Annotated in this window: 6 protein-coding genes and 1 tRNA gene; 6 read left to right on the top strand and 1 reads right to left on the bottom strand. The window is 68.2% G+C overall.

Features of this window, described 5'->3' with window-relative positions:
• Nucleotides 1-92: 92 nt before the first annotated feature.
• The 5 genes from ACZLZY_RS04255 to ACZLZY_RS04235 all read left to right on the top strand — a co-directional run bounded on the left by ACZLZY_RS04255 (nucleotide 93) and on the right by ACZLZY_RS04235 (nucleotide 4,784).
• Nucleotides 93-563, top strand: a complete 471-nt coding sequence (locus ACZLZY_RS04255; protein WP_472932198.1) for a phasin family protein — start codon at nucleotides 93-95, stop codon at nucleotides 561-563.
• Nucleotides 564-785: 222 nt separating this feature from the next.
• Nucleotides 786-1,538, top strand: coding sequence for a TVP38/TMEM64 family protein (locus tag ACZLZY_RS04250; protein WP_472932197.1), 753 nt, complete (start codon nucleotides 786-788; stop codon nucleotides 1,536-1,538).
• Nucleotides 1,535-2,977, top strand: coding sequence for a dihydrolipoyl dehydrogenase family protein (locus ACZLZY_RS04245; RefSeq protein WP_472932196.1), 1,443 nt, complete (start codon nucleotides 1,535-1,537; stop codon nucleotides 2,975-2,977). The genes ACZLZY_RS04250 and ACZLZY_RS04245 overlap by 4 nt, the downstream gene beginning before the upstream one ends.
• Nucleotides 2,978-3,130: 153 nt before the next feature.
• Nucleotides 3,131-4,552 carry a sensor histidine kinase gene (locus ACZLZY_RS04240; protein WP_472932397.1) on the top strand — a complete coding sequence of 474 codons (1,422 nt, stop codon included), beginning with the start codon at nucleotides 3,131-3,133 and terminating at the stop codon, nucleotides 4,550-4,552.
• A gap of 155 nt (nucleotides 4,553-4,707) precedes the next feature.
• Nucleotides 4,708-4,784: transfer RNA gene (locus ACZLZY_RS04235), tRNA-Arg, on the top strand.
• Nucleotides 4,785-5,001: 217 nt separating this feature from the next.
• Here ACZLZY_RS04235 and ACZLZY_RS04230 read toward each other — a convergent pair.
• Nucleotides 5,002-6,198: a metal-dependent hydrolase family protein gene (locus ACZLZY_RS04230; protein WP_472932195.1), complete on the bottom strand. Its 1,197-nt coding sequence runs from the start codon at nucleotides 6,196-6,198 to the stop codon at nucleotides 5,002-5,004.
• 711 nt (nucleotides 6,199-6,909) lie between these two features.
• Here ACZLZY_RS04230 and ACZLZY_RS04225 point away from each other — a divergent pair.
• Nucleotides 6,910-11,229, top strand: a complete 4,320-nt coding sequence (locus ACZLZY_RS04225; protein WP_472932194.1) for a glycosyltransferase — start codon at nucleotides 6,910-6,912, stop codon at nucleotides 11,227-11,229.
• Nucleotides 11,230-11,314 lie beyond the last annotated feature (85 nt).

The following is an 11,314-nucleotide window of genomic DNA, read 5'->3' as shown; positions in this document are numbered from 1 at the left end:
GCATCGCCCGGGCGGAAGCGCCGTCGAAAACGAGAAAGGTCCACCACCGAAGCGCTGGGCTGAGGTGCGGGAGACAAGCGGGAGCGCAGCAAATGATAGATTCGTCGCAGCAAAACGCGCAGGACATGATGAACCAGGCGCAGTCGATGATGGGCATGGACCCGTCGAAGATGACCGAGACGTTTCGCACCATGACGCAGAAGTCGATGGAGCAGTCGAAGGAAGCCTATTCGCGGATGAAGACTGCCGCCGACGACGCCACGAAGACGATGGAGTCGACGATGGAGAACGTGCATCAGAGTTCGCTGTCCTTGTCGAAGAAGGCCATCGAGGCGATGCGCAGCAATGCCGAAATGGGCTTTGCCCATCTCGAGAAGATGATGGCCGCCAAATCCTTCGCCGAAGTGGTGGAGATGCAGACCAGCTATGTGCGCCGTCAGATCGAGGCGGCGACGGACCAGACCAAGGAAATGCAGGCGCTGGTCCAGTCGGTGGCCCAGGAACTGACCAAGCCCGCCCGCGAAGCCTTCCAGAAGGCCGCGGGCGCCGCCAAGAGCCTCTGAACGAGACATACCTTCATCGGCATGAGCGACCGGGCCTTGCGCCCGGTCGTCGTCGTTTGCGGCCATGAGCGCTCAGCGAGGCCGCGCTGTCCATCGACCAGTGCCTCCCCGCACGAACTCGTGCAGAGCGCGCTATGGCGGCCACGCGTAGGCTGCGGCAATGGACGCCGGCGCCTATCCCCCCTAGAAGGCGAGACTGGCGGCAAGGGTTAGACAGTACCAATGCAGGTTCAGTCATGGTGGCGCTATGCGCCCATCGCGCTTATCGTCGCCGGACTGGCGCTCGCCTATGCCTGCGGCGTCAAGGAATACCTGTCGCTCGATCAGCTCTATGCCAGCCGGACTGCGCTGAAGGCGGCCGTCTCCAAGCACTTCGTCCTCGCGGTGACCGGATCGGTGGTTCTCTATACCATCGCCATCGCCTTCATCTTCCCTGCCCCGGTCATCCTCACCGTCGCCGCCGGCTTCCTGTTCGGCTGGTGGATCGGCGGCCTCATCGCCATCCTCGGCGCGACGATCGGGGGAACCCTCCTGTTCCTCGCGGCGCGGTCGGCTTTCGGGACGGTGCTGCGAAACCGCGCGGGCACTGGCGTCCAGCGCTTTGCCGAGGGTTTTCGCCGCGATGCCTTCACCTACCTCCTGGCGCTGCGCCTGACGCCGCTGCTGCCGGTCGCCGCCCTCAACATCGGCCCGGCGCTGTTCGACATCCCGCTGAAGACCTTCGTCCTCGCCACCCTCCTCGGCATCATTCCGGGGGCGATGACCTATGCCTTCCTCGGCAGCGGCCTGGAGCGGGCGCTGAAGATCGCCGGCAAGGTCGACGGCCTGTCGCTGAGTGACCTGATGACCTGGCAGCTGACCGTCGCGCTCGTCGGGCTGACCGCGCTGTCGCTGGCCGGCCTCGGCCTGAAGAAGTGGGTCATCCGGCCGGACCCGGCGGCACAGCCTGCGGCAGGTCCGGCGGGCCGTCCGTGAGCCGCGGCCGCAAGACCGGCGTGCTGACGCCCGACCTCTGCATCATCGGCGCGGGATCGGGCGGCCTCAGCCTTGCCGCGGCCGCTGCGGCTTTCGGCACTTCCGTCGTCCTCGTCGAACGCGGCAAGATGGGCGGCGACTGCCTGAACCATGGCTGCGTGCCGTCCAAGGCTCTCATCGCCGCGGCACGGCACGCGGCGGCGATCCGCGCGGCGCCCGCTTTCGGCATTTCGGCGGGGCCGCCAGAGGTCGATTTTCCCGCCGTCATGGCCCATGTCCGCGGGGTGATCGCGGCGATCGCTCCGGCCGATTCGGTCGAGCGGTTCACGCGCCTCGGCGTCGACGTGATCGCTGCCGAGGCGCGTTTCGTCGATCCGCAGACGGTGATCGCCGGCGGCACGCTGATCCGCGCCAGGCGCTTTGTCCTCGCCACCGGCTCGAGGCCGAGGATACCGGCGATCGAGGGGCTCGCCACCGTGCCTTTCCTCACCAACGAGACGCTGTTCGCGCTCGACACCCTTCCCCGGCACCTCCTCGTCATCGGCGGCGGCCCGATCGGCCTCGAGATGGCGCAGGCCTTTCGGCGGCTGGGCTCGGCCGTCACGCTGGTCGACAGCGGCACGGTGCTCAAGCGCGACGACCCGGACCTCGTCGCCATCGTCCGCGATCGGCTGATCGGCGAAGGGGTCGACATCCGCGAGACGACGCAAGTGCTCTGCGCCTCCGGCGGCGCCGGGGAGATCGCCCTGACCCTCAGTAGTGCCGGCGGGGCGTGGGAGACCGTCACCGGCAGCCATCTCCTCGTCGCTGTCGGGCGGGAGGTCGACGCCGGCTCGCTCGGGCTGCGGGAAGCCGGCATCGCGGCGGACAGGTCGGGCATCACCGTCGACAAGAGCCTGCGCACCGCCAACCGCCGGGTCTACGCGATCGGCGACGCCGTGGGCGGTCCGCAGTTCACCCACCGCGCCAACCATCATGCCGGGCTGGTCGCGCGGGCCGTCCTCTTCCGGCTGCCGGTGCGCGAGAACCTCGACGGCCTGCCGCACGTCACCTTCACCGACCCCGAGCTTGGCCATGTCGGCCTCACCGAGGCGGCGGCGCGGGCGCGTGGGCTCAGCGTGGAAGTGCTGACCGTCGGCTATGGCGAGAACGACCGCGCGCAGACGGAAAAGCGCACCGATGGGCTGCTGAAGCTCGTGGTGGGACGGCGGGGACGGCTGCTCGGCGCGAGCGTCGCGGGCACCGGCGCAGGCGAGGTCACCAACCTGCTGGCGCTGGCCCTCGCGCGGCGGATGGGCATGCGGCAGCTGCAGGATTTCATTTCCCCCTACCCGACCTTCGGCGAGATTGGAAAAAGGGCGGCGACCGCCTATTTTGCTCCCTATGGGCGCCGCGGGATCATTCGGGCGGCGACGCGCTTTCTGGCCCTCTGGGGATAACCGGACAGTTCTTCCGCCACCCCCGCGCCCAGCAGGACCTCGAAGGATCAGATCTCATTGTACTGGCGGCGTGAAACCCCCGAGGCATGGCGCCGGAAAGGTGCGACGACGGCGCCCTTGCGCCGGCTGTCCGGCCGCCTGCTCGTCCTGACCATGGTCGCGGTGATGATCGCCGAAGTGCTGATCTTCGTGCCGTCGGTCGCCAATTTCCGCAAGGAATGGCTGCGCCAGAAGATCGAGACCGCGGCGATCGCCGGCCTGACCGTCGAGCAGGTCACGGTCGAAGGCGGGCCGGTGCTTGGGATCGAGCAGCAAGCGGGCCTGCTGCGCGCGCTGGACGCCCAGCTGATCGCCATCGTCGACGGCGGCGTGTCGCGGCTGCTGGCCCGCAGCGACGATCTCGGCGCCATCGAGATACAGGTCGACCTCGGCACCCAGAGCTGGCTGCGCCTCATCGGCGGCGCCTTCGACACGCTGCTGTTCGGCAGCGATCGGACGATGCGGGTCTACGGACCGGTCGGCGACGCCGGGATGACCGCCGAGGTCGTGGTCCAGGAAGCGCCGCTACGCCGGGCGATGCTGGGCTATTCCCGCAACATCTTCGTGCTCTCGCTGGCGATCGCGAGCTTTGCCGCCATCCTCGTCTATCTCGCGATCTCGGCGCTTTTGATCCGGCCGATCACCGCGATGACCCGCTCGATGGTCCGCTTCGGCGAGAACCCGGCGGATGCCGACCGGATCATCGTTGCCTCCGGCCGCGCCGACGAGATCGGCTTTGCCGAGGCGGAGCTTGCCGAAATGCAGACGGCGCTCGCCAAGACCTTGCGCGAGCAGCGCCACCTCGCCGATCTCGGGCTCGCCGTCTCGAAAATCAACCATGATCTTCGCAACATCCTCGCCTCGGCGCAGCTGATTTCGGACCGGCTGTCGGACCTCGAGGATCCGCGGATCCAGCGCTTCGCCCCGCAGTTGATCCGCAGCCTCGACCGCGCCCTCGTCTACACCCAGTCTGTCCTCGCTTACGGCCGGGCGGTCGAAAGCCCGCCGGCCAAGCGCAAGGTGCGGCTGCGGCGGCTGGTCGAGGATGTGATCGAGACCCTCGTCGTGTCCAGCAGCATCGAGGTCGTCAACGCGGTCGGCGAGGCCTGCGAGATCGACGTCGATCCCGACCAGTTCTACCGCGCGCTGAGCAACCTCTGCCGCAACTCGGTCCAGGCCCTGGAGAGCGAGGACAGCGAGGCCGTGGTGCGGCGCATCACCATCGCGGCGCGCCAGCTGCCGGACGGCGACACGCTGATCTCCGTCGAGGATACCGGCCCCGGCCTGCCAGAGCAGGCGAGGCAACACCTCTTCAAGGCGTTTCGCGGCTCGACCCGCGCCGGGGGCACGGGGCTCGGGCTTGCCATCGCGGCCGAGATCGTCGAGGCGCACGGCGGAAGCATCACCCTCGGCCCCGACATGCCCGGCGCCCGCTTCGACATCATCCTGCCCGCCCGGCCCGCCGCAGCAATCCGCGCTCCCTCCGACGTTAATCCGCGCGTCCCCGTGGCCGGCACGGTCGGCACGGCGGGGTGAGCAAGCGCTGGGTCGGCGGCAGTCTCAGCCGGCCCGATGGCAGGAGAGCGCGACATTCCTGCCCAACTTTCTTGCCCGACCGTCTTGCATTTGCCGGCACCAGCCTTTAGTACCCGCTCACTGCCGGACGGGGACACGTTCTCCACCGGCCGGTCGCGCCCGTAGCTCAGCTGGATAGAGCACCAGACTACGAATCTGGGGGTCAGGAGTTCGAATCTCTTCGGGCGCACCACTTTAATCTACATTCCGCACATGTCAGCGCCGGGGCCAGAAATGGCCTCCGCGATCGCTGAAAAGCGAGTCCGCCCCGAATAGGGACTGACGATCGCCACCCAGCCGCCTGCTTCGCTGACGCGCGCTCGATTGCGTCAGCAGCGCTTGCGTCAGATGGCAGCCTGCTTGAGACGAGGACGAGCAAACTCCCAGCCTGCGCCGGCCGCCGATCCCGCTTACGCCCGCAGCTCGTTCTTGTAGACGAGCCCGTCCTTCATGATGATCTTGAAGTTCGCATCGGGATCGGCGACGAGGTCGATGTCATCGGTCGGATCCCCATCGACCAGGAGCAGATCGGCCAAGGCTCCCGGCTCCACGACGCCGAGCCTGCCGGGATAGGGAGAGCGCAGACCGGACATGGCAAGAAGTTCGGCATTGGTGCCGGTGGCCATCTTCAGGATTTCGAACGGGCTGTACCAGCGCTTCATCTTCGCCAGCTGCGCCCCCTGGCGCGCGGTCATCCGGGCGTCGAACAGCGTGTCGGTCCCCCAGGCCGTCTTCAGCCCGTGCTTCTTGGCCAGCGCATAGGCCGTGTCGGTGCCGCGCGACATCTGGATCTGTTTCGCCCGGTTGGGCGAGCCCTCGGGTTGCCGGTTGGCATCCGCGTCGTCGAGGAAGGGCTGGGCACACAGCCAGACCGCCTTCTCGGCCATGATCGCCGCGGTCTCGTCGTCCATCAGCTGTCCGTGCTCGATACAGCGCACGCCGCTGCGGACCGCCATCTGGATGGCGCGCGGCGTGTAGGCGTGGACGGCGACATAGGTGCCCCAGTTCTCGGCGGCCTCGACCGCGGCCCGGAACTCCGGCTCGGTGTACTGGCTGACGTCGAGAGGGTCGTAGTTCGACGCGACGCCGCCCCCCGCCGACAGCTTGATCTGGCTGGCACCCATCATCAACTGCTCGCGCACCCGCTTCAGCACCTCGTCGACGCCGTCGGCGATCATGCCGCCGCCGACGACCTCGCCGCGGCTGAGCGGCGCGTCGGCGGCAGCCGGCACCTCGTAAGGCAGCCGGAAGTCGCCGTGGCCGGAGGTTTGCGAGATCATCGCGCCCGATGGCCAGATGCGCGGGCCGCGGACCAGTCCCGTGTCGATCGCCCGCTTCAGGCCGAAGCTCGGCCCGGCCATGTCGCGAACGGTAGTGAAGCCGCGCATCAGGGTCTTCTCGGCCTCGTCCGCCGCGACGAGGTTGATGTAGCCGACATCCGCCGTCAGCAGCGTCGTCAGGCTCAACGCCGCCATCATCGCGTGCCAGTGGTTGTCGATCAGCCCGGGCATCAGCGTGCGCCCGCCGCCGTCGATGACGAGGTCATTCGGACCGGCCACCCGTTCGCCGGCCTCGACCGACAGGATCGTGTTTCCGGCGACGACCACCGTGATGCCGTCGCGTAGCCGATCCGAAACCCCGTCGAACAGCCTGACGTTTCGAAAGACGACCGGGCCGGGCGGCGGCGCCGGGGACCGGGCACGGGTTTCCCCCGCCCCGAAAGCCGAAACCGCCAGAACAGCGCCCGCCCCCGCCAGGAGGGAGCGGCGGGAAAGCCGTTGCGTCAGGAGACCATTGAGCCGCGCAAAACCCGGCTGCCGGCAAAGACATCCGCCTGCGACGCCCAAAGCTTCGTCGGCCAGCGCGCAATGGAACATAACAGCCTCCGCCTGGTTCGCATACCTTATATTTTGTCTACATTAATTAATTCTTTAATAGACCGTATCAGAGCCACCGCTCCGACAGCAACATCCGACTCGTTTGGGTGGAATACATCTCGAACTAAAAAGAAATACAGATGACGGGATTAAACCCTCATCCCGTCACCCCGCACGTCCCGAACGCCACGCTTTCCCGAGACCGCAAGGCCTGCCAACCTTCCCGCCCTGGCGACAAGCATCGGGACGCCAGAAGGACGGATGCGGTTTGGCTCCGCAAGGCACTTCGCCAAGGGGCCCCGCGCACAAGAAGCGCCATAGCGGCGGACGGTCGCATTTCGCGGACAGAACGTTGGATTGCCTCAAATCAGCGTTTAAAGGTACCGCGAATGCTTTCGCGCCTGCGGCAGCAGGCTCGACCAACCCGGCAAGAGGCCTTGCGTGACGTCATCTTCCTCGCCGTCCGACGCCCCATCCGGCAAGGATGAGCCGGCACTGCCGAACGACCCGGCATCGTCTCAGGGCGACGCGTCAGCCCGGCGGATCGCCGAGCTCGAGCGAAGCGAAATCGCCCTTCGCCAGGCGTTCGACCGGGCCGAGGCCGCGCGCGAGAAGGCGAGCGCTGCGCGGGACAGGGAGAGCGCCTGGGCGCGCGAGCTTGCGCAGCGGGCGAGCGAGGCCGTCAAGCGCGCGAACGAGGCCGCGCTGCGCACCCAGAATGCCGAAAGGCAGATTGAGCGGCTGACGCATGAGAGCGCCGACCGACAGATGGAGGCTGCCAGCCTCGCGGCAGCGCTGAGCGCGGAACAAGCGGCAACCGCGGCCGTCAGGGCCGAGCGCGATGCCGTGCTGACGTCGACGTCGTGGCAGGTGCTGACGCACGTGCTCCGGCTGGCCTCGCGCGTGCCGGCACCGGTGCGGTGGCACGGTCGCCGCGTCTTCAAGGCACTCTGGTGGGCGGCGACCCCATGGAAGACGCGCCAGCGCCTCGCGCTCCTGCGCCAGCGCGGGGAGCCGCACGGCCTTCCGGGTGAGTTGATGGAGACGCTGGCGCCTCTGTTCGCCCCCGCCGATCCCGACAACCAGGCCTACCAGGACTGGATCCAGCTGTTCGAGACGCAAAGTGACCGCCCGGCCGAGCCCCTGGTCGATGCGGACGGGAGAACGGTGCTGCGGTTCAGCATTCTCGTTCCCGAAGCCGCGTCCGACGGGACAGGCGCCGACGAGGGCGCGCCAGCTGCCACGATCGCCTCGCTCACGGGCCAGATGTTCGACGACTGGGAATGTCTCGTCGCAACGCCCGAAGGTGCCGTGGCGGTCGCCGATGATGCGAGAATCAGGCGCGTGACGATCCCCGGCTCGGCCAGCCGAGGGGAGGTTCTAGGCGCACTGGCTGAACAAGCCCGCGGCCGTTTCATCTGCGTGCTCGATCCCGGCGACCGGCTTGCGCCGGGCAGCCTTGCGGCCGTCGCCAACGCGGCCGATGGCAAGCCCGACATCGCCGTCGTCTACGGCGACGAGGACGAGATGTCGGCTGGCGGCAGCCGCAGCCGGCCGCAGTTCAAGCCGTCCTTCTCCCCGCAGCTGCTGCAGGCCTACAACTATGTCGGCCGGGGCGCTTTCCTGTCGCGGACCGCCGTCGCCGCGGCTGGAGGTTTTCGGCCGAGCGATTCAGCCGGGGCGGAATGGAGCCTGAACCTCCGGCTGGCGGACGGGACCGGGACAAGCGGCGAGGCGATCTCGCGGGTTCCGCAGGTTCTCTGTCATCGAGCCCCCGGCAGCGACCGGGACCGCCCGGCGCCCGAAAGCACCGCGGCCGCAGACCACCGCGCGGTGCTTCGCGGTTACTGGCAAAGCCTCGGCATCGAGGGACCGGCGGTCGAGACGCAGCCCGACGGAACCCAGCGCTCGTCCTGGACCGTTCCCGACGCGCCGCTGGTCTCGGTGATCATTCCAAACCGCAACAATGCCGAGATGCTGCAGCGCTGCGTCCGCGGCCTTCTCGACGAGACCGCCTATCAGCGGCTCGAGATCATCATCGTCGAGAACAATTCCTACGATGCGGCGATCTTCGATCTCTACACCGCGCTCGAGCGCGACGAGCGGGTTCGCGTCGTCACCTTCAGCGGCGCCTTCAACTATTCGGCCGTCTGCAACCGCGGCGCCCGCGAAGCCCGCGGCGACTTGCTGCTCTTTCTCAACAACGACATCGAGGTGGTCGAGAGCGGCTGGCTTGGCGAACTGGTGCGCGTGGCGAGCCTTCCCGGCGTCGGCGTCGTGGGCGCCAAGCTGCGCTATCCCACCGGCGAACTTCAACATGCCGGCGTCGGTGTCGGCATCCACCTCTTCGCGCTCCTGTCGTACAAGGCGGACGAAAGCGCATGGGGCCCCTTCGGCTCGACCAACCAGACCCGCAACTGGCTGGCCATCATGGGTGCCTGCCAGATGGTGCGGCGCGAGGTCTTCAACCGCGTCGGCGGCTTCGACGAGGCCTACCGCATCGCCAACAGCGATGTCGCGCTCTGCCTTCGCGCGCACCGCGCCGGCTGGCGGACCGCCTATACGCCCTTCGCCGTCCTCACCCATCACGAGGGCGCCAGCCGCGGGCACGAGAACCCGATGGAGGACATGGCCCGCTCGGCGCAAGAGGTGCGGCGCCTCGGTGTGGACGAGGACCCCTATCTGCATCCCGCCCTCAGCCCCCACCAGCCGGCCATCGCGCTTCGCCAGCCGGGCGAGCCGGACAACAGCGACAATCTGAAGACCATCGTCACCCGCCTTCTGTCGGAACACCCGCTGCGGGAGACCGAGCTCGACCTCTACGATCTCGCCGAGGTCCAGGCGGCGACGGAGCTGCCGTCGGCTGCGCTCCTCTGGCCGCCGCAACCGGTGGCAGCCATCGCCGACCATTGGGGCGCGGTGCGCTGGATTATCGACCTCCTGCGCACGCGGCCCGATCTGCGCCAGCGGTTTCCGAAAGCCCTGAGCGAAGGCACAGAAGGCGCGTTTGCCCGCTGGCTTGCAGCAGAGGGTGCCGACCAGCTTCGTCTGCCGAGCGAGGCGCGTCGTCACATCGCCGATGCCCTCGGTGGAAACCCCGGAGCCGTCTGCCTCAGCACCTATTTCCACCGCGGCGATCTCCGGGCGGCCTATCCGCTCGGCCTCGTCCCGGCCGGCCAGAGGGGACTGGCTACCTGGCTGCTGCGGCATGGCGACGACGAGGCCGGACTGCGCCTCGAGGCAATCTGGTGGTTTCTCATGGCAACGGCAGAGGATCCGGCCGCCGCCCTCGTCAAGACCTACCGCTTCACCCCGGCCTGGCAGCAGGCGCACCCTACCGGCTTGACGCGGTTCGGCGCCGACGCCTTCGCCATCTGGCTGTCCGAGCGGTATCTGATCCCCTCCTCGGCGTCCTGGCTGCGGCCCGAACATTGGCAGCCAGGCCTGACGCCGAGCGAGGAACTGCGGCTCGCCTACTACGCCCGCGCGGACTGGCAGGCCGCGCACCCGAACGCCTTTGCGACCACTGAGGGCGCGGCGGCGCTCCTCGCCTGGCTCAGCGGCGGCAAAGGATCGTTGGACGCGGGGCTGGCCTCGTGGTGTGCCGATCGCGCCGGCGACGGCACGGCGGAGAAGCTCGCCCTTCCCGGCGCCACTATCCTCGGGCACTTCTGCTACCCCTCGGGCCTCCGCGTTTCCGCCGAATCCCTGTCGGGGGCGATCGCCGTCGGCGGCGGCGGGGTGTCGCAGCGCGATCTGCGCACCACCTTGCGCGACGAGCCAGACCACGACAGCTTCGGGGGCCTCGAAGCCTACGACGTCACCATCATCCACGCCCAGCCGGACCCGCATTTCGTCGGCGCCTACGAGGTCGCGGATCTGGCGGAGCGATCGCCGAAACCCTACCGGATCGGCTACTGGTACTGGGAGTTCGACGAGGTGCCGGCGCACTGGGCCGAGCGTGCCGCGACGGTCGACGAGGTCTGGACGGCGACGGAGTTCGTCGCCGGGGCCTTGCGCAAAACTTTGACGGTCCCGGTTCAGACCCTGTTCCCCGGCGTCCGCCTGGCGCCGTTTCGGGTGCGCCCGCGCGAGGCTTTCGGCGTGCCCGGCTGGCGCGAGGGACGCTTCACCTTCCTCTTCTCGTTCCACATGAGCAGCATCATGGAACGCAAGAACCCGCTCGGCCTCATCCGCGCCTTCCGCCAGGCGTTCGATCCGTCCGAACCGGTCGACCTCATCCTGAAGACCACCACCAACGGCTATGAGGGCAGCGAGGTCGGCGAACTGCTGCAGGCCATCGAGGGCGCCAACATCCACATCATCGACCAGACCTTCACGGCGGACGAGACGCTGTCGCTGACCGAGGCCTGCGACGCCTACGTGTCGCTGCACCGGAGCGAGGGCCTCGGACTGACGATGGCCGAGGCGATGATGCTCGGCAAGCCGGTGATCGCCACGCGCTATTCCGGCAATCTCGACTTCATGACCGACGAGAACAGCCTCCTGGTCGACTGCGATATCGTAGAGCTCGGCCGTGACATCCCGCCTTACGAGGCGTCCTACCACTGGGCCGAGCCATCAACGGACCATGCCACGAGGCTGATGCGCGAGCTCTACGACAACCCGGCAAGGGCGGCGGCTCTCGGCGAGAGGGCGAGGGCCGACGCCAAGGATCACCTGTCGGTAGAGGCCGCCAGCGTGCGGATTCTCGAACGCCTCAAGGCCATCAAGGCAGACCGGTCATCGCACTCCGTCTGAGAGGGCCGGCCTGTTCCAGCGCAGCCGGGCTCCAGTGACCCGCCGCCCGCCTCGGCGCCGCGCTGTCGCGGCACCCAATGCGCCG

It is taken from the genome of Mesocryomonas lacus (assembly GCF_055730135.2).
This window is presented reverse-complemented; position numbering and strand designations above follow the sequence as displayed.

Coding starts and splice junctions, on each gene's coding strand:
- ACZLZY_RS04255 (WP_472932198.1), top strand. CDS start 93: ATGATAGATTCGTCGCAGCAAAACGCGCAGGACATGATGAACCAGGCG.
- ACZLZY_RS04250 (WP_472932197.1), top strand. CDS start 786: ATGCAGGTTCAGTCATGGTGGCGCTATGCGCCCATCGCGCTTATCGTC.
- ACZLZY_RS04240 (WP_472932397.1), top strand. CDS start 3,131: ATGGTCGCGGTGATGATCGCCGAAGTGCTGATCTTCGTGCCGTCGGTC.